Origin of the sequence: Streptomyces sp. Je 1-79 (assembly GCF_025195125.1) — a bacterium.
GTDB lineage: Bacteria > Actinomycetota > Actinomycetes > Streptomycetales > Streptomycetaceae > Streptomyces.
In genome coordinates this window covers 104,698-129,869 of the sequence record NZ_JAMGSL010000014.1, presented here as the reverse complement: position 1 = coordinate 129,869, position 25,172 = coordinate 104,698, and the positions used below count along the sequence as shown (strand labels likewise).

Genomic DNA, 25,172 nt, shown 5'->3' with positions numbered 1-25,172 from the left:
TGCTGAGGGTTACTTCTTGGCGGTGGCCCAGGCGTGCTGGATCACCAGGTCCGCCTTGACCTCGACCAGCTGGGCGGCGACCGCCGACGGGGCCGTGCCGCCCCGGCCGTCACGGGAGGCCAGCGCGCCCGGCACGTTGAGGACCGTGCGGACCTCGGGGGTCAGGTGCTCGGAGATCTTGACGAACTGGTCGTCGGTGAGCTCGTCGAGCTCCTTGCCCTCCGCCTCGGCGACCTTCACGCACTCGCCGGCCACCTCGTGCGCCACCCGGAACGGCACGCCCTGCTTGACCAGCCACTCGGCGATGTCGGTGGCGAGCGAGAAGCCGGCCGGGGCCAGCTCCTCCATGCGCTCCCGGTTGACCGTGAGCGTGGCCATCATGCCGGTGAAGGCGGGCAGCAGGACCTCCAGCTGGTCGCAGGAGTCGAAGACCGGCTCCTTGTCCTCCTGAAGGTCGCGGTTGTAGGCGAGCGGGAGGGCCTTGAGGGTGGCCATCAGACCGCTGAGGTTGCCGATGAGGCGGCCCGACTTGCCCCGGGCCAGCTCCGCGATGTCCGGGTTCTTCTTCTGCGGCATGATCGACGAGCCGGTGGAGAAGGCGTCGTGCAGGGTCACGAAGGAGAACTCCTTCGTGTTCCAGATGATGATCTCCTCCGCGATACGGGAGAGGTTGATCCCGATCATCGCGGTGATGAAGGCGAACTCGGCGACGAAGTCGCGTGAGGCCGTGCCGTCGATGGAGTTGCCCGCCGAGCCCCGCTCGAAGCCGAGGTCCTTGGCGACCGCCTCCGGGTCGAGCCCGAGCGAGGAGCCGGCCAGGGCGCCGGAACCGTACGGGGAGACCGCGGTCCGGGTGTCCCACTGCCGCAGCCGCTCGGCGTCCCGGGAGAGCGACTGGACGTGGGCGAGGACGTGGTGGGCGAAGAGCACGGGCTGGGCGTGCTGGAGGTGGGTCCGGCCCGGCATGGCGACGTCCGGGTGGGCCTCCGCCAGGCCGACCAGCGCGTCCTGGAGCTCGGCGACGAGGCCGCCGATGATCCGGGCGTGGTCGCGCAGGTACATCCGGAAGAGGGTGGCGACCTGGTCGTTACGGGACCGGCCGGCGCGCAGCTTGCCGCCGAGATCGGGGCCGAGGCGCTCCAGGAGACCCCGCTCCAGGGCGGTGTGGACGTCCTCGTCGGCGATGGTGCCGACGAAGGAGCCGTCGGCGACGTCCGCTTCCAGCTGGTCGAGGCCGGCCAGCATGCGCGTCAGCTCGTCCTCGGTGAGCAGCCCCGCCTTGTGGAGCACGCGCGCGTGGGCACGGGAACCGGCGATGTCGTACGGCGCCAGCCGCCAGTCGAAGTGGACCGACGCGGACAGCTTCGCGAGGGCCTCGGCCGGCCCGTCGGCGAAACGGCCGCCCCAGAGCCGGACGTCACCGTTGTTGCTGCTCACAGCTACTGCTCCTCAGGAGGTGGATAACAGGCCGCCTCCCCGGTCCCTGCGGTGGGGAGGCGGCTGTGGAACGAGTCGTGGTTACGCGAGGTCACGCCGTGCGGCGATCTTCGCGGAGAGGGCGAAGATGTCGATGAAGCCCTGCGCCTTGGACTGGTCGAACGTGTCGCCCGAGTCGTAGGTCGCGAGGTTGAAGTCGTACAGCGACTCCTCGGACCTGCGGCCGGTGACGACGGCGCGGCCGCCGTGCAGGGTCATCCGGATGTCACCGGTGACGTGCTGGTTGGCTTCCTGGATGAAGCCGTCGAGCGCGCGCTTGAGCGGGGAGAACCAGAGGCCGTCGAAGACCAGCTCGCCCCAGCGCTGCTCGACCTGCCGCTTGTAGCGGGCCAGCTCGCGCTCGACGGTGACGTTCTCCAGCTCCTGGTGGGCGGTGATCAGGGCGATCGCGCCGGGAGCCTCGTAGACCTCACGGGACTTGATGCCGACGAGCCGGTCCTCGACCATGTCGATCCGGCCGATTCCCTGGGCGCCGGCGCGCTCGTTGAGCTGCTGGATCGCCTGGAGGACGGTGACGGGCCTGCCGTCGAGGGCGACGGGGACGCCCTCCTTGAAGGAGATGACGACCTCGTCGGCCTCGCGCGGGGCGGCCGGGTTCGAGGTGTACTCGTAGATGTCCTCGATCGGCGCGTTCCAGATGTCCTCCAGGAACCCGGTCTCGACGGCGCGGCCGAAGACGTTCTGGTCGATGGAGTACGGGGACTTCTTGGAGGTCGCGATCGGCAGCTCCGCCTTCTCCGCGAAGGCGATGGCCTTGTCGCGGGTCATGGCGTAGTCCCGGACCGGGGCGATGCACTTCAGGTCGGGGCCGAGGGCCTGGATCCCGGCCTCGAAGCGGACCTGGTCGTTGCCCTTGCCGGTGCAGCCGTGGGCGACGATGCCGGCGTCGTGCTTCCTGGCGGCGGCGACGAGGTGCTTGACGATGGCGGGTCGGGAGAGGGCGGAGACCAGCGGGTAGCGGTCCATGTAGAGGGCGTTGGCCTTGATCGCGGGGAGGCAGTACTCGTCGGCGAACTCGTCCTTGGCGTCGGCGACCTCGGCCTCGACGGCGCCGCAGGCGAGCGCGCGCTTGCGGATGACGTCCAGGTCCTCGCCGCCCTGGCCGACGTCCACGGCGACGGCGATGACCTCGGCACCGGTCTCCTCGGCGATCCAGCCGATGGCGACGGAGGTGTCCAGGCCGCCGGAGTAGGCGAGTACGACACGCTCGGTCACGGGTTTCTCCTTACCTTGCAAGCACGGGTAGGTATAACTATGCAGTCCTCCGTATGTTTTGTCAATGCAGTCGAAAACGGCTGGTCGGAGGGGTGCCGCCCTCCCTAGGCTGCGCCCCATGAGCGATCGGATGGAGGAGGTGGCGCGGCGGCTGGCCGACGGAGCGCCGCTCACGGAGGTACTGGACGTGGGCTCCCCGACGGCGTGGATCACGTTCGATCAGGGCGTACGGGAGGAGATCCGCTGGGGCCGCTGCCGGGCCCCCAGCCACGCCTGGCTCAGCGGCCGGCGCCTGCGCTGGGACTGGAACAGCCCGCTTCCGACCTTCAACCCCTCCCGCACCCCGCCCGATGGATCCGCACTGGCCCTCGCCCTCTGCGACCCCGACGGCCGTGTGCGCGAGGCGGCCCTCGGCCGGGCACGGGACATCCCGTCCCTGCTGCCCCTGGTCGCGATCCGATGCGCGGACTGGGCACCGCCCGTACGGGACCGGGCGCGGGAGGTGCTGCGCGGGATGCTGCCCGGTGTCGGCCCGGAGGCGATGGCCGTTCTCGCCGCCGTGATCCTCCGGATCGCCGCCCGGTGGCGCGGCGGCGCGGCGCGCGAGGCCCTGGAGGAGACCCTGCGCGCGTGCGACGCCTCCGTGTTCGGCGCCGTTCTGACCAGCGAGGACCGGGCGACGCGGCGGCTCGCCCACCGGATCGCCGTCGGACGCGGACACTTCTCTCCGGAGCGTCTGGCCGCGCTCGCCGCCACGGAGGGCGATGTCGTCATCCAGGACATATGCGCCGAGGGCGCACTCTCCACCGCCGGTTCCGCGACGACCGACGCCGTCCTGCTGCCTCTGCTCGGTTCCCGCCAGGGCAGGGTGCGGTCGGCAGGCGTCACGGCGCTGCACCGGGCAGGCCGCCACGGCGAGGCCGAGCCGTTCCTCTGGGACCGGTCGGGCATGGTGCGGGCGTGCGCGCGCTGGGTCCTGCGCCAGGCGGGTACGGACCCGGTGCCGATCTACCGCGCCCGCTGCACGGGCGGGAGCGTCCCGGACCACGCGCCGCTCGGCCTCGCCGAATGCGGCGAGCGGTCGGCCGCCCTCCCCCTGCTGTGGGACCTGGTCCGTCACCCCGCTCCCGGCGTCCGCGCCGGCGCCGTGGCGGGGCTGCGCGTCATGGACGCCGTGGACCTCCCCCGGCTGCTCCCCCTGCTCGACGACGCGTCGCCGCGCGTCGTGCGCGAGACCGTGACCGCACTGCTGCCCTGGGCGGACCGCGTGCCCGTCGGCGAGTTGAGTCACCGCGCCGCCCCCGACCGGCCGCGCCCGGTGCGCGCGGGCGCCCTGCGCCTCCTCGGGGCGTGCGGCGGCCCCGCGTACCTGGCGGCGGCCCGCCGACTGGCCGAGGACCCCGACCCGAAGCTCCGCACGCACGCCCGCCGGGCCCTCGGGCCGACGCCGCCGCCCGTGCGCTGAACCACGCCTGGCCGGCTCAACCCCCTGCACGAGAATGAGGACATGGGAAAGACATATGAACGCATCGACGGACGACTCCGCGCCTTCATCGAGGCCCAGCCTCTCTTCTTCACCGCCACCGCCCCGCTCGACGCCGAGGGGACCGTCAACCTCTCCCCCAAGGGGCTGACCGGGTCCTTCGCCGTCGTCGACGAACTGACCCTCGCCTACCTCGACTTCGCCGGATCCACCGCCGAGACCGTGGCGCATCTGCGCGAGAACGGCCGCATCACCCTCATGTGGTGTGCCTTCCAGGGGCCCCCGAACATCGTCCGGGTGCACGGGCGCGGCGAGCCCGTGTTCCGGGACGATCCGCGGTGGGACGGGCTCATGGCGCATTTCCCGGGCATCGACGTCACCCAGCACGGGCTGCGTGCGATCGTCGTCGTGACGGCCGACCTGATCCGGGACTCCTGCGGGTACGGGGTGCCGTTCATGACGTACGACGAGGACCGCGATCTGCACGGAAAGCGCTTCGCGCGGGAGGACGACGCCTCGCTGAGCGCGTACTTCGGGAAGAAGGAACACATCGCGACGAGCCTCGACGGGCTGCCGGGGCTGCCGCTCCCGCTGCCGCCGCTGCCGAGTCGCTGAACGCCGGTCGCCGCCGGCACGAAGAACGTGCCGGCGGCGATCGGTCGTTGCCCGGGGACCGCCTAGGCCCTGTCGTCGAAATGGCCTAGCGGTCGTTCTGCGCGAGCCGCAGCAGATGGTCGGCGAGTGCCTGGCCGCCCGCCGGGTCGCGGGAGATCAGCAGCAGTGTGTCGTCTCCCGCGATCGTGCCGAGGATCGCGTGGAGTTCGGCCTGGTCGATGGCCGACGCGAGGAACTGGGCCGCGCCCGGCGGGGTCCTCAGGACCACCAGGTTGGCGGAGGCCTCGGCGGAGATCAGCAGTTCCCCGGAGAGGCGCCGCATACGCTCCTCCTTGGCGGACTCGCCGAGCGGCGCCTGCGGGGTACGGAAGCCGCCCTCGCTGGGGACCGCGTAGATCAGCTCGCCGCCCGTGTTGCGGATCTTCACCGCTCCGAGCTCGTCGAGGTCGCGGGAGAGCGTCGCCTGGGTGACGCTCAGCCCGTCGTCCGCGAGGAGCTTCGCGAGCTGGCTCTGCGAGCGCACCGGCTGCCGGTTGAGGATGTCGACGATCCTGCGGTGGCGTGCGGTGCGGGTCTGCGGAACGGACGGCCCTCCGTGCTCGGTTTCCTGCGCGTCGGTCATCGTCGTCTCATTCCTCGGTTCGTCCTTCCCCGTTCACCGCTTCGTCGAGGACACCGGGCAGCGCTGCCAGGAACGCGTCCACCTCCGCGTCTGTGATGATCAGTGCCGGCATGAGCCGTACGACATCGGGGGCGGGCGCGTTCACCAGGAGACCGGCGTCCTGAGCCGCCTGCTGCACCCGGGGTGCGAGGGACTCGGTGAGCACGATACCCAGCAGGAGGCCCGCACCACGGACATGGGAGACCAGCGGGTGGTGCAGACCCTCGATTCCGCTCCGCAGCTTCTCGCCCAGCCGCTTGACCTCGTCGAGGGTTCCGTGGGCCGCGAGGGTGTCGACGACGGCGAGGCCGGCGGCGCAGGCGACCGGGTTCCCGCCGAAGGTCGTGCCGTGGTGACCGGGCGCGAAGAGCTCGGCCGCCTCGCCGAAGGCGACGGTCGCGCCGAGCGGCAGACCGCCGCCGAGACCCTTGGCGAGGGTCACGATGTCGGGCTGCACACCGTCGTGGCCCTGGTACTCGAACCACTGGCCGGTCCGGCCGATGCCCGTCTGGACCTCGTCGAGGACCAGCAGGGTGCCGGTGGCGCGGGTGATCTCACGGGCGGCCTGGAGGTAACCGACGGGCGGCACGACGACGCCGTTCTCGCCCTGGATCGGCTCGATGATCACCAGCGCGGTGTCCTCGGTGACCGCGGCGCGCAGCGCCTCCGCGTCTCCGTACGGGACGTGGGTGACGTCGCCGGGCAGCGGCAGGAACGGCGTCTGCTTGCCGGGCTGTCCGGTGAGGGCGAGCGAGCCCATGGTCCGGCCGTGGAATCCGCCCTGGGTGGCGACCATGTGGGTCCGGCCGGTCAGCCGGCCGATCTTGAAGGCGCCCTCGTTGGCCTCGGCGCCCGAGTTGCAGAAGAAGACCCGGCCCGGCCGGCCGAAGAGCTGGAGCAGGCGCTCGGCGAGCGCGACGGGCGGCTCGGCGACGAAGAGGTTGGAGACATGGCCGAGGGAGGCGATCTGCCGCGACACGGCCTCGACGACCGCCGGATGGCCGTGACCGAGCGCGTTGACGGCGATGCCGCCGACGAAGTCCAGGTACTCCGTGCCGTCCGCGTCCCAGACCTTGACGCCCTCACCGTGGACGAGCGGCAGCCGGGGCGTGCCGTAGTTGTCCATCAGCGAGCCCTGCCACCGCCGGGTCAGTTCCTCGTTGCTCATTTCCCGTTCCCCGTCGTCTCGTCGGGCACGACCATCGTGCCGATGCCCGAGTCGGTGAAGATCTCCAGCAGGATCGAGTGCTGGACGCGGCCGTCGATCACACGGGCCGTGGTGACCCCGTTCCGTACGGCGTGCAGACAGCCCTCCATCTTGGGGACCATCCCGCTGGAGAGCTCGGGCAGCAGCTTCTCCAGCTGGCTCGCGGTGAGCCGGCTGATGACCTCGTCGCTGTGGGGCCAGTCCTCGTAGAGGCCCTCGACGTCGGTCAGGACCATCAGGGTCTCGGCGCCAAGCGCCGCAGCGAGAGCCGCAGCCGCCGTATCAGCATTGACGTTGTAGACATGTCCGTCGTCCTCGGAGCGGGCGATGGAGGAGATGACCGGGATCCGGCCGTCCTCCAGGAGCGCCTCGATGGCGCCGGTGTCGATGGCGGTGATCTCGCCGACCCGGCCGATGTCGACCTGTTCGCCCGCGATGACCGGCTGGTGCTTGGTGGCGCTGATGGTGTGCGCGTCCTCGCCGGTCATGCCGACGGCGAACGGGCCGTGCTGGTTGAGCAGCCCGACGAGCTCCCGCTGGACCTGGCCGGCCAGGACCATCCGTACGACGTCCATGGCGTCCTCGGTGGTGACGCGCAGGCCTGCCTTGAACTCGCTGATGATGCCGTGGCGGTCCAGGGCGGCGCTGATCTGCGGGCCGCCGCCGTGTACGACGACCGGCTTGAGACCGGCGTGGCGCAGGAAGACGACGTCCTGGGCGAAGGCCGCCTTGAGTTCGTCGTCGATCATGGCGTTGCCGCCGAACTTGATGACGACCGTCTTGCCGTTGTGGCGGGTCAGCCACGGCAGGGCCTCGATGAGGATCTCGGCCTTGGGAAGCGCGGTGTGCTTACGGGTCTCGGTCATGACGAGTAGGCGCTGTTCTCGTGGACGTAGTCGGCGGTGAGGTCGTTGGCCCAGATGACGGCGGTCTCGGAGCCGGCGGCGAGGTCGGCGGTGATGGTGACCTCGCGGTAGCGCATGTCGACGAGGTCGCGGTCCTCGCCGACCGAGCCGTTCCTGCAGACCCAGACGCCGTTGATGGCGACGTTCAGCCGGTCCGGCTCGAAGGCGGCCCGGGTGGTGCCGATGGCGGAGAGCACCCGGCCCCAGTTCGGGTCCTCGCCGTGGATGGCGCACTTGAGGAGGTTGTTGCGGGCGATGGAGCGGCCCACCTCGACGGCGTCGTCCTCGGTCGCGGCGTTGACCACCTCGATACGGATGTCCTTGCTGGCGCCCTCGGCGTCGCCGATCAGCTGGCGGGCGAGATCGTCGCAGACGGCCGTCACGGCCTCGGCGAACTCCTCCTGCGCGGGGGTGATGCCGGAGGCGCCGGAGGCGAGGAGGAGGACGGTGTCGTTGGTGGACATGCAGCCGTCGGAGTCGACCCGGTCGAAGGTGACCTTGGTGGACTGACGCAGCGCGCTGTCGAGGTCCTTGCTCTCCACGTCGGCGTCGGTGGTGAGGACGACGAGCATCGTGGCGAGGCCGGGGGCGAGCATGCCCGCGCCCTTGGCCATGCCGCCGACGGTCCAGCCGTCCTTCGACACCACGGAGGTCTTGTGGACGGTGTCGGTGGTCTTGATGGCGATGGCGGCCTTCTCGCCGCCGTACTCCGAGAGCTCGTCCGCCGCCTTCCCGACGCCGGCCAGGACCTTGTCCATGGGCAGCAGGAGGCCGATGAGGCCGGTGGAGGCGACGGCGACCTCGCCGGCCCCGACGGACCGGCCGTTGGCCGTGAGCACCTCGGCGACCTTCTCGGCCGTCGCGTGGGTGTCCTGGAAGCCCTGCGGGCCTGTGCAGGCGTTGGCGCCGCCGGAGTTGAGGACGACGGCGGCCAGTTCGCCGGTGGTCAGCACCTGCTGGGACCACAGCACGGGCGCGGCCTTGACGCGGTTGGAGGTGAAGACGCCCGCGGCGGCGCGGCGGGGCCCGTCGTTGACCACGAGGGCCAGGTCCGGGTTGCCGTTCTCCTTGATCCCGGCGGCGATGCCCGCTGCCGTGAATCCCTTCGCTGCGGTGACGCTCATGGAGCGACTCCAATCGTGGAAAGTCCGGTGTCCTCAGGGAGCCCGAGGGCGATGTTCATGCTCTGCACCGCGCCGCCCGCCGTGCCCTTGGCCAGGTTGTCGATGGCGCTGATCGCGATGATCCGGTTCGTCGCCGGGTCGTGGACGACCTGGACCTGCACGGCGTTTGAACCGTATACGGACGCCGTGGCGGGCCACTGCCCCTCGGGGAGCAGGTGGACGAACGGCTCGTCGGCGAAGGCCTTCTCGTACGCGGCCCGCACGGCCTCCGCCGTGACCCCGGGCTTCGCCTTGACGGAGCAGGTGGCGAGGATGCCGCGGGACATGGGGGCGAGGGTCGGCGTGAAGGAGACCGCCACCCGCTCCCCCGCCACGGCGCTGAGGTTCTGGATCATCTCGGGGGTGTGGCGGTGGCCGCCGCCGACGCCGTACGGGGACATGGAGCCCATGACCTCGCTGCCGAGCAGATGGGGCTTGAGGGCCTTGCCCGCACCGGAGGTTCCGGTGGCGGCGACGATCACCGCTTCGGGTTCGGCGAGGCCGTTGCCGTACGCGGGGAAGAGCGCGAGGGAGACGGCGGTGGGGTAGCAACCGGGCACGGCGATGCGCTTGGACCCCTCCAGCGCGGCGCGGGCGCCCGGCAGTTCCGGGAGGCCGTAGGGCCAGGTGCCGGCGTGCGGGGAGCCGTAGAAGGTCTCCCAGTCGGCGGAGTCCGTGAGGCGGAAGTCGGCCCCCATGTCGACGACGAGGACGTCCGGGCCCAGCTGTTCCGCGACGGCGGCGGACTGCCCGTGCGGGAGCGCGAGGAAGACGACGTCGTGTCCGGCCAGCGCCTCGGCGGTGGTCGGCGCGAGGACGCGGTCGGCGAGCGGAAGCAGATGCGGCTGAAGGCCGCCGAGCCGCTGACCGGCGTTGGAGTGGCCGGTCAGGGTGCCGATCTCGACGTGGGGGTGGGTGAGCAGGAGACGCAGGAGCTCTCCGCCCGCGTACCCGCTCGCGCCTGCCACTGCTGCTCGTACCGTCATCAGAACCCTCCTCATGGATGGCATGACTATACGTGTCGCCGCAGTTTTATGCAAAGCACGGGATCCGGGCGGCTCGGGCGGGTCCGAGCCGCCCGAGCGGCCGGATGCTCAGCCGGCGGGAGCGGCCGGGTGGTCAGCCGGCGGGAGCGCCGAACCACTCGGGCAGCTTGGCGAACAGTTCCTCCTGATCTTCACCTACCCACGCCACATGGCCGTCAGGCCGCAGCAGCACCGCGGGCACGTCGAGCTCCTCTCCGACGTCGACGACGTGGTCGACCCGGTCCGCCCATCCGTCCACCGAGAGCCGGCCGGTCTGGTCGAGCAGCAGGCCCCGGCCGCCGTGCGTCAGCTCGTAGAGGCGGCCGCGCTTCAGCGTGACGTCCCGCATCCGCCGGCCGAGCAGTTCATGACCCTCGCCGAAGTCGTAGCGGACCCCCATCGCGGTGATCTTCTCGATCAGGTAGCGGTTCACCTCGTCGAAGTCCATCAGCTGTTCCAGCAGCCGGCGCACCGCCTGCGGGCCCGGCTCCGTGGAGAGCAGTTCCATCTGCGCGCGGGTGTTGTCCAGCACGTCGGCGGCCACCGGGTGCCGTTCGGAGTGGTAACTGTCGAGCAGCCCCTCCGGCGCCCAGCCGCCGACCTCGGCGGCCAGCTTCCAGCCGAGGTTGAACGCGTCCTGGATGCCGAGGTTGAGCCCCTGCCCGCCGGTCGGCGGATGGATGTGCGCCGCGTCGCCGGCCAACAGCACCCGGCCGGTCCGGTAGCGCTCGGCCTGCCGGGTGGCGTCGCCGAACCGGGACAGCCAGCGGGGCGCGTGCACGCCGAAGTCGGTGCCGGCGACCGCTCGCAGCTGCTCCTTGAAGTCGTCCAGCGTCGGCGTGACCGAGCGGTCCCCGATCACCCCCGCTGCGGGCACCACGACGCGGTACACCCCGTCCCCGACGGGCCCGAGGCCGAACCGCTTCTGGGTCTTGCGGACTTCGCCCATCACGGCGGCCAGCGTCTCGGGCGACGCCGTCACCTCCATCTCGCCCAGCAGGGTCTCGACCCGGCTCGGCTCGCCGGGGAAACCGACGCCGAGCAGCTTGCGCACGGTACTGCGCCCGCCGTCGCAGCCGACGAGGTAGGCCGAGCGCAGCCGCGTGCCGTCCGCGAGCTCGACGGTCACCCCCTCCTCGTCCTGGCTCAGCCCGACGACCTCGCAACCACGGCGGATCTCGGCACCGAGCTCGGCGGCGCGCTCGGCCAGCAGACGGTCGGTGACGGTCTGCGGGATACCGAGGACATAGCCGTGCGCGGTGTCCAGCCCGTCGGGCGCGGGCTTGGTGATGGCGGCGAAGAAGCCGCCGACCGGGTACTGCTTGCCGTGCGCGAGGAACCGCTCCAGCAGCCCGCGCTGGTCCATCACCTCGATGCTGCGCACATGGAGCCCGAGGGCGCGGACGTACGCGGTCGGCTCCGCCTCCCTTTCGAGCACGACCACCCGCACACCGTGCAGCCGCAGCTCGGAAGCCAGCATCAGACCGGTCGGTCCACCGCCGGCGATGATCACGTCCACCATGAAAAACCGCCCCACTTACCAAGGTCATCATTCCGGCCAGCCGCACAAAAGTTGTGAAATACGCATTTGCGCAGGTTCTGACTTCGGTCGGTAATTCTGCTCCACGAGGGGGGCCTTGCCGCAAGGCCCCCTGTGCGCTATACCTTGAGAGTGGCAAGGAGTCGGTGACCTCCTTGCCTTTTCTGTTTTCCGGGGGCGCCGACCGCCCGGGGGCCTCGTACGGCAGAGCGGGACGGAATCCGCGGCGGCTCTGTCATTCTTGAGGCTGTGCAGCCGCCCTCGTCCGTGACGCCCGACGCGCCCGTCCGCATACGGGACCCGCTCCTCACCCAGGAGTGGCTCGACCTCTCCTTCATCCACTGGGCCGTCGACCCGGACCTCGTGGCCCCGCTCCTGCCGCGCGGGACCGTCCCCGACACCCACGACGGCGTCACTTACGTCGGGCTGGTGGCCTTCCGGATGCATCGCGTCGGCTGGCTCCGGATGCCCGGAGTGCCGTACCTCGGCTCCTTCCCCGAGACGAACGTGCGCCTCTACTCGGTCGACGCGCACGGGCGGCGCGGTGTCGTGTTCCGGTCCATGGACGCGTCCCGGCTGATCCCGGTCGTCATGGGCCGCGCCGGCTTCCGGCTTCCGTATCTGTGGTCCCGGATGAGCGTCCGCGCCGACGGCGACACGGTCGACTACGCCAGCTCCCGCCGCTGGCCGGGCCCGCGCGGGGCGCGCAGCCGCATCACGGTGGCGCGGCGCGAGCGGATCGAGGAGCCCACCGAGCTGGAACACTTCCTCACCGCGCGCTGGGGCATGCACAACGCTTTCTTCGGCGGCGCGGCCTACCTGCCCAACGACCATCCGCGATGGCCGCTGTACCGCGCGGAGCTGGTGGCGTGCGAGGAGAACCTCCTTGCCTCGGCGGGCCTCCCGGGCCCTCGCGAGGCCCCGGTGAGCGTCCTGTACTCGCCCGGCGTCCCGGTACGGCTCGGCCTTCCGTCCCGCGCGGCACCCACCGTGCCGCGCCCGCGCCGACCGCTCTAGCGCTGTCGCTGTCACACCGCTCTCGGCGGACGCGTCATGGCTTCGTGGGCGGACGAAGAGGAGTGATGCGCCGATGGACGACGGGGACGCGATGGTGGCCCGGCAGTTCGACCTCCACCACGAACGGCTGCGGGCCGTCGCCCGCCGGATGCTGGGCTCGTGGCACGAGGCCGAGGAGGTGTTGAGCGAGGTCAGGGCGGTCGGGCTCGGGGGAATCGATGCCTGGCTGACGGCGGCGGTGGCACGGGCGTGCGTGGAGCGGCTGCGGGCACGCGGGGGCGGTGCGGCCCCGGCGGGCGTGGAGCCGGCGGGCGTGGAGTCGGCGCTCGTGGAGTCGGCGCTCGTGGAGGGGGCGGGGCTCGGGGAGGGGGCGGGGACCCTGGACGGGGCGGGGCTCGCGGACGGCGCGGGGCTCGCGTTGTTCGCCGTTCTGGAGTCCCTCGCTCCGGACGAGCGGCTCGCCTACGTGCTGCACGATCTGTTCGCCCTGCCGCTGCCCGAGGTGGCCCGCCTCACCGGCCGTACGACGGCCGAGGCTGCACGGCTCGCCCGCCGCGCCCGACGGCGCGTACGGGGTGACGGCGGCGGTACGGCGGACGCGGGCGGGGGCCCGGTCCGTCAGCGCGCGGTCGTGGAACGGTTTCTCGCCGCGGCCCGCGCGGGGGACGCCCGCGGACTGGCCGTCGTCCTCGCCCCGGACGTCGTGGCGTACTCCGAGCACGGGCCGCTCCACGGGGCGCCCGCTGTGGCGGAGGGCGTGACCGCGTTCGCGCGGACGGGGGCGGTGGCGCGGCCCGCGCTGGTCGACGGGGCGCTCGGGCTCGTGGCCTTCGCCGGGGGACAGGCCGTCTCGGCGGTGGCCCTCACGTTCCGCCACGACCGGATCGTCACGCTCGACATCACGACGGGGCCGGAGCGGGTGCGAGACCTGCACCTGGCTTTCCCGGACCGGTGACGGCGCGGGCGCGCGCCGCGCGAGGAGTACCGCGACCTCGTGGTTCCGGCCCGAGGCCACGGGGCTACGCTCGCCCCATGGACGTCCCCTTCCTCACCCTGGCGAGCGTCATCGAGCGGCGGCTCCTGGTCAACTACCGGGTCGAGCCGGAGGTCGCCGCCCGCCTCCTGCCCGAGGGCCTGCGCCCCCAGGTCGTCCGCGGTCACGCCGTCGCGGGCATCTGTCTGCTGCGGCTCGGCTCCGTCCGGCCCGCCTGGGCGCCCGCCGCGGTGGGCCTGCGCAGTGAGAACGCGGCGCACCGGATCGCGGTGGAGTGGGACGGTCCCGACGGCGTCGAGACCGGCGTGTACATCCCGCGCCGGGACACCGCCTCGTTGGTCAACCGCTGGGCGGGCGGCCGGGTCTTCCCCGGCGAGCACGGGCACGCGGACTTCGAGGTGAGCGAGAGCCCGGACACCGTACGGGTGGCCTTCGCGACCCGCGACGGCGGGACGCGTGTGGACGTCACGGCGGAGATCACCGCCGAGCTGGAGGGCAGCGGGCTGTTCGCCGGTCTCGACGAGGCGTCGGCGTTCTTCCGCGGTGGCGCCAAGGGCTGGTCCGCGACGCGGACCGGCTCGCGCCTCGACGGTATGGAGCTGCGTACGGACGCCTGGCACATCGAGCCGGGCCGGGTCCTGTCCGCCCGGTCCAGCTTCTTCGAGGACACCGACCGCTTCCCGTCGGGCAGCGCGGAGCTGGACTCGGTCCTGGTGATGCGTCAGGTACCGGTGCGGTGGCTGCCGCTGCCCGGTCGGGTCAGCGGGCCGGACCGCCAGTCCGCTTGACTGCGCGCAGGACGACGAACTTCGGGTCGCTCGCGACCAGTTCGCAGGAGCCGAAGATCCGGCGCAGCGTGACGTGGTAGCCGAGGTGGCGGTTGCCCACCACCCACAGTTCGCCGCCCGGCTTCAGGGCGCGGCGGGCGTCCGTGAACATGCGGCGCGCGGTGCGGTCGGTGGTCGCCTGGTGGCTGTGGAAGGGCGGGTTGTTCAGGACGAGGTCCACCGATCCGGTGGGCAGTCCCGCGGTCCCGTCCCCGACCACGAACTCGGCGGTGCGGCCGTCGGCGGCGTGGGTACGGAAGTTCTCCTCGGCCGAGGAGACGGCCGGGTACGACTCGTCGGTGAAGACGAGTTCGGCCTCGGGCTCGGCGAGCGCGACGGCCAGGCCGACGACGCCGTTGCCGCAGCCCAGGTCCACGACGCGGGCGGGGCCGATCCCCGTGGGCAGGTGCTTCAGGAAGAAGCGGGTGCCGATGTCGAGGCGGTCGGCGCAGAAGACACCGGCCTGGTTGACGACGGTCCGTCCGGCGACGGTCCCGGCGTCGGCGGGGAGTTCGTACCGGTACGGCCAGGGGTTGGACGCCCGGTCGAGCGCGGGGTCCGGGGTGCAGAGGATCAGCCGGGCCTTCTTCACCGCGAGCGAGGTGCGGGTGGGGCCGAGGATCGTCTCGAAGAGCTTGAGCGTGGAGGTGTGGATCTCCTTGACCATGCCGGTCCCGACGACCACGGTGCCTTCGTGCAGGGCGGGCGCGAGGCGGTGCAGCTGGTCCTCCAGGAGCGCGAGGCTCTTGGGGACGCGGACGAGCAGGACGTCGATCCGCTCGGGCGGCGCGTCCTGGGTGGTGAGCAGCCGGACGGCGTCCGGGGCGGCCCCGGAGCGGGCCAGGTTCTCCGTGGTCGCCCGGCGGCCGAGGTAGGAGTCGGAGATCTGCGCGAGAGCGCCGGGGCGGCGGGCGGCGAGCGCCGTGGAGAAGGCGCCCCAGCGGTCGCCGACGACGGCGACCGAGCCGGACAGGTCGGTGTCCGTCTCGGCCAGGTGTCGCAGCAGGTACTCGTCGGACGCGTCCCAGGCACGGAGGGGGTCGCGCGGGTCCTCGGGGAAGCGGGTGAGTGGGAACTCGCCCCATGACGTGGTCAAACGATTCATCGTGCTCTCAGGCTAGCCGGTCGCCGCATGTGCCCCGTCCGTCCGCCCCCGGGGGCGTCAGCCGACCGCTGCCTGGAGGTGGAGGTGCCAGAGGCCCGGGCGGCCGGTGAGGGTGACCGTGGAGAGCGGGCGGACGTCCACGTTCCAGAACGTGCTGGGCGGGGCCTTCAGCGCGTACACCAGGGCGGCCCGGACGACGGCGGGTTCGGCGACGGCGACGATGGATCCGTCGTCGGCGGGGCGGGTGTCGAGCCAGCCCCCTATCCGCGAGATGAAGGCGAGGAGGGTCTCGCCGCCGTGCGGGGCGATCCGCGGGTCGGTGAGCCAGGCGTCGACGGCGGCGGGTTCGAGGGCGGCGACCTCGCCGAGGGTCAGTCCGCGCCAGCGGCCCATGTCGCAGTCGCGCAGGGCGGGCTGCGCGAGCGGAGCGTAGCCGAGCGCGGTGCCCGTCGCCCGGCTGCGGGGCGTCGGGGAGCAGTAGCGCAGCTCGGCCGCGCCGAGCGGGACCAGTGTGTGCGCGGCGAGCTGCACCTCGTACCAGCCGGCCTCGTCGAGCGGCCGGTCGTCGTCGAACCGCTCGGCGAGCAGGGAGGAGCTGCGCGCCGCTGCGACGAGCGTGACCCGAAGACCCATGGCCGCGATCGTGAGGCCGGACGCCTGGCAGGTCAAGAGGGCATATGCGCGGGCTTCCGCCACGGCCGTGGGCCGGTCGTTGTCAGTGCGCCCCGAGAGCCATCCACTTCTCCGGGTTCCGCAGGGCCTCGAAACCGACTTTCTCGTACACACCGTGCGCGTCGTCCGTGGCGAGAAGGATGCGGCGCAGGCCGTACGGCGCCAGTCGGTCCCGTACGGCGGTCACCAGCGCCGTACCGAGGCCGGTGCCGCGGGCCGGCCGGTCGACGTAGACGTCGCAGAGATAGGCGAAGGTGGCGCGGTCGGTGACGATCCGGGCGTACGCGGCGATCTCCCCCGTCTCGCGGTGGTACGCGGCGAAGTTGAGGGAGCCGTCGATGGCGCGGTCCTGCTGCTCCCGGGGGCGGCCGAGCGCCCAGTAGGCGTCGGTCGAGAGCCAGTGGTGGACGCGGGCCCGGTCGATGCGGGCCGGGTCGGTGGAGATCTCGTACGCGCCGTGCGTGAGGAGCGGTCGGGCGTCGGTGTCGGTGGTCGTCTCACTCATGCACCGCAGGCTCGCAGGCCGCCCTGCCGCCTGTCAGGTGGTTAAACCGGGCCCCCTCGTCCAGGCCGCTCCCGCCCGGCGCTCCCGTCAGGCCGTGAGTTCGTCGACGGCCGACCGCAGACGGCGTATCCCCTCGGCGATCTCGGTGGCCCCGGCCACACCCGCGAAGCTGAGGCGGATGTGTCCTGCGGACGGTTCGGCGCTGAAGTAGGGGCGGCCGGGGGCGACGGCGACGCCGGCCCTCAGCGCCCCCGTGAGGAGCGCCGCCTCCGGAAGGGCGTCGGGCAGCCGGAGCCAGAGCTGGTAGCCGCCGGACGGGATGTGGGGCAGGGCCAGCTCCGGGAGGTGGAGGGCGAGGGCGGCGGTCATGGCGTCGCGGCGGTTCTTCAGCTCCTGGGAGACGGCGCGCAGATGGCGGCTCCAGGCGGGTGAGCCGACGAGCTCCAGGGCGGCCTCCTGGAGGGGGCGCGGGACGAAGAAGCTGTCGACGACCTGGATGGCGCGCAGCCGCTCCAGGACGGGGCCGCGGGCGGCGAGGGCGCCGACGCGCAGGCTGGGCGAGGTCGGCTTGGTCAGGGAGCAGACATGGACGGCGACGCCGTCCGGGTCCTCCGCGGCCATGGGGGCGGGGAGCGGCCCGGCGTCCTCGTGGACGAGCCTGCGGGCGAAGTCGTCCTCGACGACGAAGGCGCCGGCGGCCCGCGCGATCCGGACCACCTCGCGCCGCCGGTCGGCGCCGAGGACGGCGCCGGTCGGGTTCTGGTAGAGCGGCTGGCAGACGAAGACCCGTGCGCCGGTGGCCCGGAACGCGGCTTCGAGGAGTTCGGGCCGTACTCCGTCGGCGTCGACCGGTACGGGTACGGGGCGCAGGCCCGACGCGCGGGCGACGGCGAGCATGCCCGGGTAGGTGGGCGACTCGACGAGGACGGGTGTGCCGGGCGGGGCGAGGGCCCGCAGCGCCGTCGTGAGCGCGGGCTGCCCGCCGGCGGTGATGAGGACGTCGGCGGCGGTGACCGTGCCGCCGATCTCACGGGCGAACCACTCGCGCAGCTCGGTGAGGCCGTCGGTGGGCGGTCGGCCCCAGGCGCCGGGGCGGCGGCCGGCGCGGGCCAGGGCGGCGGCCATGGCCCGTTCGGGCTGGAGCGAGGGGTGCAGATAGCCGCCGTTGAACTCGACGACTCCCGGTGGCGGCGCCGACAGGGTCACGAGGACGCCGGACGCGTCGACGCTGCGCGGCACGAGCTCCGTCGCCGTGTCGGCGCTCAGCGCGACCTCCTGCCAGGAGGTGTCGCCCGCCACGGGTGTCCGGTCACGCGGCTCGGCGCGGTACGCCCCGGCCCCCGGACGCGTGACGACGAGGCCCTCGGCGGCGAGCCGGGCGAGGGCTCGGGTCACCGTCACCGGGGAGACGTGGTACCGCTCGACCAGGGCCCGGCTCGACGGCAGCTTCTCTCCAGGTGAGTAGCGGTTCAGCTCCGCCCTCAGAGAGTTGGCCAGTTCACCCACGCTGCTACGCTCGTGCATGACAGCACAGAATAGCGCTACTCCCACCACCACGATAGCGGTCGACGGCTCCACGGAGCCTCGGGCCGAGGGCGGCCAGGCGGCTTCCCCGGAGGCCCGCGGCACGCTCCTCGCCGGTCTCGGCGTGGTCGCGTTCTCGCTCACCTTCCCCTCCACCGCCTGGGGGCTGGAGAGCTTCGGCCCCTGGTCCCTCGTCGCCGTGCGCTCGACGCTCGCCGCTCTCATCGCGGGCGCCTTCCTGCTCACGGCGGGGGCGGCCCCGAGCGGGCGGGGCAGGCCGCGGGGCAGGGTCCCGTTGCCCGAGCGGCGCCACTGGGCCGGCCTCGCGGTCGTGGCCGGTGGTGTCGTGGTGGGCTTCCCCCTCCTGACGACCCTCGCCCTGCAGACCTCCACGACCTCGCACGCGGCCGTGGTCGTGGGCCTGCTGCCGCTCACCACGGCGGCCTTCGCCGCGATCCGTACCGGCCGGCGACCCTCCCGTACGTTCTGGATCGCGGCCGTCTCGGGCGCCGTGGTCGTCCTCGCCTTCACGCTCCAGCAGAGCGGCGGCGCCCTGTCCACGGGCGACCTGTACCTCTTCGGCGCGCTCCTGGTCTGCGCGGCCGGCTACACCGAGGGCGGCCGGCTGGCGCAGTCCATGCCTGGCTGGCAGGTCGTCGGCTGGGCCCTGATCCTCTGCCTGCCGCTCATGGCCGTCGGCTCGGCCGTCGCCCTCTGTCTCGAACCCGTCCACCTGAACGCCCACGGCATCGCCGGGCTGATCTGGGTCGCCGCGGGCTCCACCTTCTTCGGCCTGTACGTCTGGTACCGGGGCATGGCGGCCATCGGCATCCCCAAGGCCAGCCAGCTCCAGCTCGCCCAGCCCCTGCTGACCCTCTTCTGGTCGGTGACGCTGCTCGACGAGACCCTCTCCCCCGCCGCGCCGCTGACCGCCGCCGCCGTGCTCGTCTGCATCGCCGTGACCCAGCGCGCGAAGAGCTGAGGCCCCGGGACCGCGCGCGCCTGGAGTCGGGACTGAGCGCGCGCCCCGGAGTGACGGGGGTCACAATGGCGGACATAGACTGCGAAGCAGGACTAACACGGCCGCGAGGAGGTCACCCCGATGGAAGCGAACGTGGGCGACAAACTGCTGGTGCACGGCCGGACCGTCGGTCAGCACGACCGTACGGCCGAGGTTCTTCAGGTACTCGGCGAGAACGGCAACCCCCCGTACCGCGTCAAGTTCGACGACGACGGCCACGAGGCCCTGATGGCTCCGGGCCCCGACACCGTCGTACGCCACCACGACAAGATGTGATCCGAGCGGTCTACCGCGCCGGGAGGGCCGAGGTCGGGTAGTGGTCGGCCACCACCGTGGCCATCGCCCCGATCCGGTCCGCGGCGACCTGCGTCGCCGAGAAGAAGCCGTGCCCGCCCACCCCCGGGTAGCGGCCGGCGAGCGTCAGATGGCGGGAGAGCTCCTTCGGATCCTGCCACGCGGCCGGCTGGGCGGGGTCACCGCACTTGTAGAGCGCCTCACCGATGTACAGGCGGACGCCGGTGCCCCGGACCGCCGCCTCCCACCAGGGCACGAGCTTGGCGTAGTCCGCCGACTCGAAGCCAATGTGCCAGTACAGCTGCGGGACGATGTAGTCGATCCACCCCTCCTTGACCCATTTCCTGGTGTCGGCGTGGAGATCGTCGTAGGTCTGGAGCCCCATCGGGGTGTCCGAACCCGCCGGGTCGGTGTCGGCGTTGCGCCAGATCCCGAAGGGGCTGATCCCGAAGGTCTGCTGCGGGTCGATCTCCTTGATCCGGGCGGACGTCTCGGAGACCAGGAGATCGATGTTGTTCCGCCGCCAGGCCGCCCGGTCGGGGAAGTTCCCGCCGTACTGCGCGTAGGCGTCGTCGTCGTCGAAGACCTGACCGGCGACGGGGTACGGGTAGAAGTAGTCGTCCCAGTGCACGGCGTCGATGCCGTAGCGGCGGACCGCGTCGAGCATCGCGTCCTGGACGAAGCGGCGGACCTCCGGCAGGCCGGGGTTGTAGTAGAGCTTGCCGCCGTACGCGACGACCCACCGCGGATTGCGACGGGCCGGGTGGTCGGGGGTCAGCCGGGTGGGGTCCGTGTGATTCGCCACTCGGTACGGGTTGAACCAGGCGTGCAGCTCCAGGCCCCGCTTGTGGGCCTCCTCGACGGCCGTTCCCAACGGGTCCCAGCCGGGGTCGCGGCCCTGCACCCCGGTGAGGCACTCCGCCCACGGCTCGTGCGGGGAGGGCCACAGGGCGTCCGCGCTCGGCCGCACCTGGAGCATCACGGTGTTCAGCCTGCGCTCCACGGCCGTGTCCAAATGGGCGAGGAGTTCGGCCCGTTGCCGCTCGGCCGCGAGGCCCGGGGCGGAGGGCCAGTCGACGTTGGCGATCGTCGCCAGCCACACACCGCGGAACTCACCCCCCGCCTTCGGTTTCCTCCGCCCCGACGCCTTCATGTCCGCGCGTTCCGTGCCCGCTCCATCCGTCGCGCCCGCCGCGCTGCCGCCGCCGACGGCGGAGAGCGCCGAAAGTGCGGCGCCCGTCACGAACCCTCTTCTGCCGATGAGTCCCATATGTCACCCCTCAGGTGTCGGATAGGTCACACACATGGGCAGATCATGCCCGCCCCGGCCGATCGATCATCGGTTAATGAGCGGTAACGTCGTGGGGTCGAGGCGGCGCACCGGAATCACACGGGGCCCGCTGCCAGAGAAAAGCGAAAGGCACGAGGTGACGGACTCCATGGCCGACATTGAGCGCGTCGGAGTGGTGGGCTGCGGCCAGATGGGCGCGGGCATCGCGGAGGTGTGTGCCCGCAGCGGTCTCGAGGTGATGGTCGCCGAGACGACCGGCGAGGCGCTGGAGATCGGCCGTACGCGGCTCTACAACTCGCTCGCCAAGGCCGCCGAGCGCGGCAAGATCAGCGACGAGGAGCGCGACGCGACGCTGGCGCGCCTCAGCTTCACCACCGACCTGGGCGAGTTCGCCGACCGCGACCTCGTCATCGAGGCCGTGGTGGAGAACGAGCAGGTCAAGACCGAGATCTTCCAGGTGCTCGACCAGGTGATGACCCGGCCCGACGCGATCCTGGCCTCCAACACCTCCTCGATCCCGCTGGTGAAGCTGGCCGTGGCGACCTCCCGCCCGGACAGCGTGATCGGGATCCACTTCTTCAATCCCGCGCCGGTGCAGAAGCTGGTGGAGCTGATCCCGGCCCTCACCACCTCCGAGGGCACGATCAGCCGCGCCCAGGTCTTCGCCGAGAAGATCCTCGGCAAGCACGCGATCCGCGCGCAGGACCGTTCCGGCTTCGTCGTCAACGCCCTGCTGGTGCCGTACCTGCTCTCGGCGATCCGGATGTTCGAATCGGGCATCGCCAGCCGCGAGGACATCGACAACGGCATGGAGTACGGCTGCGCCCACCCGATGGGCCCGCTGAAGCTCGCCGACCTGATCGGCCTGGACACCATCGCCTCGATCGCCGACTCGATGTACACCGAGTACAAGGAGCCGCTGTACGCCGCTCCCCCGCTCCTCCAGCGGATGGTGGACGCGGGCAGGCTCGGCCGCAAGACGGGCTCGGGCTTCTATCCGTACCCCTGAGCCCCACCGATCACCGTTCGGCCCGTACACCCGCACAGGTACGGGCCGTTCGGCGTTCTGCGGCACGGTTGCGCCGTTGACGACGCACGGCGGCCGGGCTGGTCAGCCGAGGCGCAGATGGTGGAGCATCAGCAGCCCGGCGGCCATGTTGGCGGCCGGGATCTCGCCCCGGGCGATCATGTCCGGGACCAGTTTGAGCGGTATCCACTCACGCCGTGACGACTCGAAGTCGTCCTCGGGCGGTCCGATGTACGTGGCCTCCTCGGCCCAGTAGAGATGGTGCCGGGCGTCGGTGAGGCCGTTGGAGGGCTCGACGGTGAGGAGATGGCGCAGGGGCCCGGGGCGCCAGCCCGTCTCCTCCTCCATCTCGCGGGCCGCGGCCGTCGCGAGCTCCTCACCGTCCTCGACGACACCGGCGGCCAGTTCCCAGCCCCAGCTGTCGGTGATGAAGCGGTGCCGCCAGAGCATGAGGACTTCGTTGGCCTCGTTGACGGCGGTCGCGACGGCGACCGGGCGGAGCCGGATCAGATAGTGGTCGAGGTGGCGGCCGTCGGGGAGCTCGACGTCCGCGAGGTTCACCCGGAACCAGCGGTTCTCATAGACAGGCTGTTCGCTTAGTTTCGTCCACTGCACGTTTCTGCCACCTTCCGATTGGTCGGTGGCAATATGGCAGCAGTCCGGGGCTCACAGGGGAACGCGTAGCGCCCCGTCGATGAGTTCGGCCGCCTGTCTCGCGTCCCCGCAGTCGGTGGCCAGCAGATACTCCCGGACCAGCCGCAGCCGGTCGCGCAGCCTCCGCGACTCCATCCCGCGCGCCCGCTCGGTCATCTCCACGGCCGTCCGCGCCGCGGCGTCCGCCTCCCCCTGCCGCAGCTCGATCTGACAGAGCATCGCCAGCCGGTGGACCCGGCCCCGGTCGTGCGCCGGTGTGTCCACGGCCGCCCGCGCGTGCTCCGCCGCCGCGGGAAGATCACCCAGACTGAGCAGCGCCTCCGCCACCTGCACATCGACCAGCCCCGGCTGGACGTAGCCGGTCTCCGCCGGCTCGTGCCCCGGCCGGATCCGCTCCGCCTCCGCCTCCGCGCGCCTGATACAGGCCAACGCCGCCGCCCCGTCGTCGAGATGGGCGTACGCCTTCGCCTGCATCGCGGAGAGATCGGCGGCGAGCGCCGGCGTGATCTGCCGACCGGCGGACCGCAGCGCCGCCTCGGCGAAGGCCACCGCCTGCCGGTACTCCCCCATGAACAACGACTGGTTGACGAGCAGCGCGATCACATAGGCGCCGAGACCGCGGTCCCCGCTCGCCTTCGCCAGCCGCAGCGCCTGGTGGAAGTAGCGCTGTGCCAGTCCGTGGGCGTCGGAGTCGTACGCGCAGATGCCCGCCACCGCGACCAGGCCGCCCGTGGCGCGGTGCAGCTCCCTGCCCAGACCGTCGCTGTACGCGCCGCGCAGCAGCGGCGCGGCCTCGGCGTTGAGGAAGCCGACGATCCGCACCCGGGTCGCCACACCGCCGGCCTTGCGGTACATCTGCTCGTAGTGCGCCCGGGCGGCGCCGAGCATCGTGATGTCGGCCATCGAGACCCGCGTCCGGCCGTCGCGGGAGACGTCGGAGTCCTCCGGTGGGTTCTCCCACTCCCAGACGGGCATCACGGCGGGCGTGCCGGTCACGGCCTGCGCACCGAGTATGTGCGGCCGCTGCTGCTCGTCGGAGCGCCACAGGGCGGTGGCCCGCTCGACGAACCCGGAGAGCGGGGAGCTCTGTCCGACGGCGTCGCCGCCGACGCCCAGGCCGATGTCGTCGAGCGTGACCGCCCGGTGCAGCCGCACCCCGAGCACCTCGCAGATCAGGTCCGGCACCTGGCCGCGCGGCCGCTGGCCCTTCAACCAGCGCGCCACAGCGGTGTGTTCGTACCGCAGGGCGAGGCCCCGGGCGCGGCCCGCCCGGTTCACATGTGCGGCGAGGCCGGCCCGCGAGATGCCGGCTTCGTCCAGCAGGGCGTCGAGCAGGGTGTTGGGCTGCATGGCCCCTCCGGTGAACTCGGTCCGCGCCCGGCCACCGTACCGGCGGGCGGTTTCGCACGGGGTGTGAATGAAGTGCCCGTTCTTCCGGCCCGAGCGCGCTGCCGCCGTGGCCCCCGTGCCGGTTGACTGAACCCCTCGCCGCAAGGCGACCCGGGCCGCCGGGCTCCCCCCTCGTACAGTGCGGCGGCCCGCCCCGCGCCGCCCGCCCGCCGACCTGCCCGACACTCCCAGGCGGTCCGGGCGGCGCCGGCCTCATGTCCCGTCGCTCAACAGTGAGGGGAGGGTGCAGGTCGGGTACGGCGCAGCCCGGGTTCGGCGGGCTGCGCCGGAACCCGCACCCGGTCGTTGCGGACGACCATCAGGGCCACGTCGTCGGCGAGCCGGCCGCGGGTGTGCCGCAGCAGCGCGCCGTGCACACGACGGACCAGCGCGGCCGGGGGGACGGGCGCGTCACGGGCGGCCTCGGCCAGGACCCGTTCGAGGGCGAAGAAACGTCCCGCCCGGTCACGGGCGTCCTGCGCGCCGTCGGTGTGCAGGAAGAGCGCCTCACCCGGCAGGAGCCGGGTGCAGTGGTACGCGGAGAGGTCGGCCGGCAGCGGGAAGGCGCCCAGCGGCGGGAGCGGGTCGCCGGCGTGGACGGCCTCCACGCGGTGGGCGATCCGGTACGGACCGGGGTGCCCGCAGTTGAGGGCGTACACCTCTCCGTCCGTGTGGATCTCCAGGAGCAGTACGGTGACGAACTCCTCGGCCGCGGGGTGCTCCGGCTCCCGTCCCGCACAGGCCGCCGGATGCTCGTCACGGGCCCGCTCCCGCAGGTGACGGGCGAGCGCCCGGTCGAGCCGCCGCAGCACCCCGCCGAGTTCGGGCTCGTCGTGGGCGGCCTCGCGGAAACTGCCGAGGACGGCGACCACCGCGCCGAGAGCCGCGAGACCGTGGCCCCGGACGTCGCCGATGACGATCCGCACCCCGTACGGCGTGGCGACCGCCTCGTACAGATCCCCGCCGACGGCCGCGCCCCTCCAGGCGGAGAGCTGGCCGGCGGCGACCGACAGGCCGTCGAGCCGCGGAGACGGCGGGCGCAGCAGCACCCGCTGGGTGGCGTCCGCGATGGCCCGCATCCGCTCCAGCTCGCGCGAGAGACCACGACGGATGCCGAGAACGAGCCCGGTGCCGACGGTGAAGAAGAGCACGCTGGTCGCGATGCGCATGGGGAGGCCGGGTTGCTGTGCCAAAGACAGCTGAGTTTCCAGGTCACCGCCACGGCACCCCAGAGGGTGGGAAGGGCGAGTGGTCCCAGCCGGCGCAGCCGGGAGTCGTCGGAGAGCAACGTCCTGGTACGGATCATGCACGGCCCTTCCTGAGCCCTGCAGCGCCCGAAGGCCCTGCGGCGCACAGGCCCGCCCCTGTGGCCGCGTCGATTCTCCCGACCGGGTGGGGCACGAGGGAACAGCGACCGGACATCTCACCCGAAGGAGTGACCACCCCCCACGCGCCGCGCCACGCCACCCGTCCGCCACCCGCACGGACACGGCCCCTTCGTACGCGGGCTCGACCGGCGGGGCCTCCGGCAACGCCGGAGG

General features: G+C 72.3%; 23 protein-coding genes and 1 pseudogene. 8 read left to right on the top strand and 16 right to left on the bottom strand.

The genetic code is table 11. The features are described 5' to 3' along the window. Positions 1-9: 9 nt before the first annotated feature. Both argH and M5362_RS26780 read right to left on the bottom strand, forming a co-directional pair. Positions 10-1,437, bottom strand: a complete 1,428-nt coding sequence (argH, locus tag M5362_RS26785) for an argininosuccinate lyase (RefSeq protein WP_260230337.1) — start codon at positions 1,435-1,437, stop codon at positions 10-12. Positions 1,438-1,518: 81 nt separating this feature from the next. Next, the gene (locus M5362_RS26780) at positions 1,519-2,712 is read right to left on the bottom strand and encodes an argininosuccinate synthase (protein ID WP_260230336.1); all 1,194 of its coding nucleotides are present in this window, start codon (positions 2,710-2,712) and stop codon (positions 1,519-1,521) included. A 118-nt stretch (positions 2,713-2,830) separates the two neighbouring features. On the opposite strand from M5362_RS26780, the gene M5362_RS26775 reads away from it, so the two are divergent. Beyond that, positions 2,831-4,177 (top strand): hypothetical protein, encoded by a 1,347-nt coding sequence (locus M5362_RS26775; RefSeq protein ID WP_260230333.1) that lies wholly within the window; start codon positions 2,831-2,833, stop codon positions 4,175-4,177. A 42-nt stretch (positions 4,178-4,219) separates the two neighbouring features. Further along, positions 4,220-4,810: a pyridoxamine 5'-phosphate oxidase family protein gene (locus M5362_RS26770; RefSeq protein WP_260230330.1), complete on the top strand. Its 591-nt coding sequence runs from the start codon at positions 4,220-4,222 to the stop codon at positions 4,808-4,810. An 85-nt stretch (positions 4,811-4,895) separates the two neighbouring features. Here the strand turns inward: M5362_RS26770 and M5362_RS26765 are convergent, their stop codons facing one another. The 6 genes from M5362_RS26765 to rox all read right to left on the bottom strand — a co-directional run bounded on the left by M5362_RS26765 (position 4,896) and on the right by rox (position 11,293). Continuing rightward, positions 4,896-5,432, bottom strand: a complete 537-nt coding sequence (locus M5362_RS26765; RefSeq protein ID WP_260230329.1) for an arginine repressor — start codon at positions 5,430-5,432, stop codon at positions 4,896-4,898. A gap of 7 nt (positions 5,433-5,439) precedes the next feature. Then, positions 5,440-6,639: an acetylornithine transaminase gene (locus M5362_RS26760; RefSeq protein WP_260230328.1), complete on the bottom strand. Its 1,200-nt coding sequence runs from the start codon at positions 6,637-6,639 to the stop codon at positions 5,440-5,442. Further along, on the bottom strand, positions 6,636-7,544 hold the full coding sequence (gene argB, locus M5362_RS26755) for an acetylglutamate kinase (RefSeq protein WP_260230327.1): 909 nt from the start codon (positions 7,542-7,544) through the stop codon (positions 6,636-6,638). The genes M5362_RS26760 and argB overlap by 4 nt, the downstream gene beginning before the upstream one ends. Next, positions 7,541-8,707 (bottom strand): bifunctional glutamate N-acetyltransferase/amino-acid acetyltransferase ArgJ, encoded by a 1,167-nt coding sequence (gene argJ / locus M5362_RS26750; protein ID WP_260230326.1) that lies wholly within the window; start codon positions 8,705-8,707, stop codon positions 7,541-7,543. The genes argB and argJ overlap by 4 nt, the downstream gene beginning before the upstream one ends. Then, complete coding sequence (gene argC, locus M5362_RS26745; RefSeq protein WP_260230325.1) at positions 8,704-9,732, bottom strand: N-acetyl-gamma-glutamyl-phosphate reductase; 1,029 nt, start codon at positions 9,730-9,732, stop codon at positions 8,704-8,706. The genes argJ and argC overlap by 4 nt, the downstream gene beginning before the upstream one ends. A gap of 133 nt (positions 9,733-9,865) precedes the next feature. Then, complete coding sequence (gene rox / locus M5362_RS26740; RefSeq protein WP_260230324.1) at positions 9,866-11,293, bottom strand: rifampin monooxygenase; 1,428 nt, start codon at positions 11,291-11,293, stop codon at positions 9,866-9,868. A 267-nt stretch (positions 11,294-11,560) separates the two neighbouring features. Here rox and M5362_RS26735 point away from each other — a divergent pair, with 267 nt between their 5' ends. The 3 genes from M5362_RS26735 (at position 11,561) to M5362_RS26725 (ending at position 14,110) form a co-directional block, all read left to right on the top strand. Beyond that, the gene (locus M5362_RS26735; RefSeq protein ID WP_260230323.1) at positions 11,561-12,328 is read left to right on the top strand and encodes a YqjF family protein; all 768 of its coding nucleotides are present in this window, start codon (positions 11,561-11,563) and stop codon (positions 12,326-12,328) included. A gap of 73 nt (positions 12,329-12,401) precedes the next feature. Then, on the top strand, positions 12,402-13,283 hold the full coding sequence (locus M5362_RS26730) for a sigma factor-like helix-turn-helix DNA-binding protein (RefSeq protein ID WP_260230322.1): 882 nt from the start codon (positions 12,402-12,404) through the stop codon (positions 13,281-13,283). A gap of 77 nt (positions 13,284-13,360) precedes the next feature. Continuing rightward, on the top strand, positions 13,361-14,110 hold the full coding sequence (locus tag M5362_RS26725; RefSeq protein ID WP_260230321.1) for a DUF2071 domain-containing protein: 750 nt from the start codon (positions 13,361-13,363) through the stop codon (positions 14,108-14,110). Here the strand turns inward: M5362_RS26725 and M5362_RS26720 are convergent. From M5362_RS26720 to M5362_RS26705, 4 genes are all read right to left on the bottom strand, one after another. Further along, a complete protein-coding gene (locus tag M5362_RS26720; RefSeq protein WP_260230320.1) occupies positions 14,082-15,254 on the bottom strand; it encodes a methyltransferase in 1,173 nt (390 codons plus the stop codon). The genes M5362_RS26725 and M5362_RS26720 overlap by 29 nt on opposite strands. 57 nt (positions 15,255-15,311) lie before the next feature. Beyond that, positions 15,312-15,887 carry a histidine phosphatase family protein gene (locus M5362_RS26715; protein WP_260230318.1) on the bottom strand — a complete coding sequence of 192 codons (576 nt, stop codon included), beginning with the start codon at positions 15,885-15,887 and terminating at the stop codon, positions 15,312-15,314. Positions 15,888-15,969: 82 nt separating this feature from the next. After that, positions 15,970-16,431, bottom strand: coding sequence for a GNAT family N-acetyltransferase (locus tag M5362_RS26710; RefSeq protein ID WP_260230314.1), 462 nt, complete (start codon positions 16,429-16,431; stop codon positions 15,970-15,972). An 87-nt stretch (positions 16,432-16,518) separates the two neighbouring features. Then, positions 16,519-17,955, bottom strand: coding sequence for a PLP-dependent aminotransferase family protein (locus M5362_RS26705; RefSeq protein ID WP_260230313.1), 1,437 nt, complete (start codon positions 17,953-17,955; stop codon positions 16,519-16,521). On the opposite strand from M5362_RS26705, the gene M5362_RS26700 reads away from it, so the two are divergent. Then, positions 17,954-18,937 carry a DMT family transporter gene (locus tag M5362_RS26700; protein WP_260230312.1) on the top strand — a complete coding sequence of 328 codons (984 nt, stop codon included), beginning with the start codon at positions 17,954-17,956 and terminating at the stop codon, positions 18,935-18,937. The genes M5362_RS26705 and M5362_RS26700 overlap by 2 nt on opposite strands. A 120-nt stretch (positions 18,938-19,057) precedes the next feature. Then, positions 19,058-19,252, top strand: a complete 195-nt coding sequence (locus M5362_RS26695) for a DUF1918 domain-containing protein (protein WP_260230311.1) — start codon at positions 19,058-19,060, stop codon at positions 19,250-19,252. Between the two features lie 10 nt (positions 19,253-19,262). Here M5362_RS26695 and M5362_RS26690 read toward each other — a convergent pair whose 3' ends face one another. Further along, positions 19,263-20,540 carry a glycoside hydrolase family 10 protein gene (locus M5362_RS26690; RefSeq protein ID WP_260230310.1) on the bottom strand — a complete coding sequence of 426 codons (1,278 nt, stop codon included), beginning with the start codon at positions 20,538-20,540 and terminating at the stop codon, positions 19,263-19,265. A 169-nt stretch (positions 20,541-20,709) separates the two neighbouring features. On the opposite strand from M5362_RS26690, the gene M5362_RS26685 reads away from it, so the two are divergent. Beyond that, positions 20,710-21,570, top strand: coding sequence for a 3-hydroxybutyryl-CoA dehydrogenase (locus M5362_RS26685; protein WP_260230309.1), 861 nt, complete (start codon positions 20,710-20,712; stop codon positions 21,568-21,570). 102 nt (positions 21,571-21,672) lie between these two features. Here M5362_RS26685 and M5362_RS26680 read toward each other — a convergent pair whose 3' ends face one another. The 3 genes and pseudogenes from M5362_RS26680 to M5362_RS26670 form a co-directional block, all read right to left on the bottom strand. Beyond that, positions 21,673-22,203 (bottom strand): NUDIX hydrolase, encoded by a 531-nt coding sequence (locus M5362_RS26680; protein WP_260230308.1) that lies wholly within the window; start codon positions 22,201-22,203, stop codon positions 21,673-21,675. 51 nt (positions 22,204-22,254) lie between these two features. Next, a complete protein-coding gene (locus tag M5362_RS26675; protein WP_260230307.1) occupies positions 22,255-23,592 on the bottom strand; it encodes a transcriptional regulator in 1,338 nt (445 codons plus the stop codon). 266 nt (positions 23,593-23,858) lie between these two features. After that, positions 23,859-24,937, bottom strand: a pseudogene (locus M5362_RS26670) (PP2C family protein-serine/threonine phosphatase). Between the last annotated feature and the right edge of the window lie 235 nt (positions 24,938-25,172).

Excerpts from the sequence above, each read along its gene's own strand:
- argC (WP_260230325.1), bottom strand. The coding sequence starts at position 9,732 with ATGACGGTACGAGCAGCAGTGGCAGGCGCGAGCGGGTACGCGGGCGGA.
- rox (WP_260230324.1), bottom strand. The coding sequence starts at position 11,293 with ATGGTGGACGTGATCATCGCCGGCGGTGGACCGACCGGTCTGATGCTG.
- argB (WP_260230327.1), bottom strand. The coding sequence starts at position 7,544 with ATGACCGAGACCCGTAAGCACACCGCGCTTCCCAAGGCCGAGATCCTC.
- M5362_RS26730 (WP_260230322.1), top strand. The coding sequence starts at position 12,402 with ATGGACGACGGGGACGCGATGGTGGCCCGGCAGTTCGACCTCCACCAC.
- M5362_RS26775 (WP_260230333.1), top strand. The coding sequence starts at position 2,831 with ATGAGCGATCGGATGGAGGAGGTGGCGCGGCGGCTGGCCGACGGAGCG.
- M5362_RS26765 (WP_260230329.1), bottom strand. The coding sequence starts at position 5,432 with ATGACCGACGCGCAGGAAACCGAGCACGGAGGGCCGTCCGTTCCGCAG.
- M5362_RS26720 (WP_260230320.1), bottom strand. The coding sequence starts at position 15,254 with ATGAATCGTTTGACCACGTCATGGGGCGAGTTCCCACTCACCCGCTTC.
- M5362_RS26685 (WP_260230309.1), top strand. The coding sequence starts at position 20,710 with ATGGCCGACATTGAGCGCGTCGGAGTGGTGGGCTGCGGCCAGATGGGC.
- M5362_RS26700 (WP_260230312.1), top strand. The coding sequence starts at position 17,954 with ATGACAGCACAGAATAGCGCTACTCCCACCACCACGATAGCGGTCGAC.
- M5362_RS26715 (WP_260230318.1), bottom strand. The coding sequence starts at position 15,887 with ATGGGTCTTCGGGTCACGCTCGTCGCAGCGGCGCGCAGCTCCTCCCTG.
- M5362_RS26710 (WP_260230314.1), bottom strand. The coding sequence starts at position 16,431 with ATGAGTGAGACGACCACCGACACCGACGCCCGACCGCTCCTCACGCAC.
- M5362_RS26690 (WP_260230310.1), bottom strand. The coding sequence starts at position 20,540 with ATGGGACTCATCGGCAGAAGAGGGTTCGTGACGGGCGCCGCACTTTCG.
- M5362_RS26695 (WP_260230311.1), top strand. The coding sequence starts at position 19,058 with ATGGAAGCGAACGTGGGCGACAAACTGCTGGTGCACGGCCGGACCGTC.
- M5362_RS26675 (WP_260230307.1), bottom strand. The coding sequence starts at position 23,592 with ATGCAGCCCAACACCCTGCTCGACGCCCTGCTGGACGAAGCCGGCATC.
- M5362_RS26705 (WP_260230313.1), bottom strand. The coding sequence starts at position 17,955 with ATGCACGAGCGTAGCAGCGTGGGTGAACTGGCCAACTCTCTGAGGGCG.
- M5362_RS26760 (WP_260230328.1), bottom strand. The coding sequence starts at position 6,639 with ATGAGCAACGAGGAACTGACCCGGCGGTGGCAGGGCTCGCTGATGGAC.
- M5362_RS26770 (WP_260230330.1), top strand. The coding sequence starts at position 4,220 with ATGGGAAAGACATATGAACGCATCGACGGACGACTCCGCGCCTTCATC.
- argJ (WP_260230326.1), bottom strand. The coding sequence starts at position 8,707 with ATGAGCGTCACCGCAGCGAAGGGATTCACGGCAGCGGGCATCGCCGCC.
- M5362_RS26725 (WP_260230321.1), top strand. The coding sequence starts at position 13,361 with ATGGACGTCCCCTTCCTCACCCTGGCGAGCGTCATCGAGCGGCGGCTC.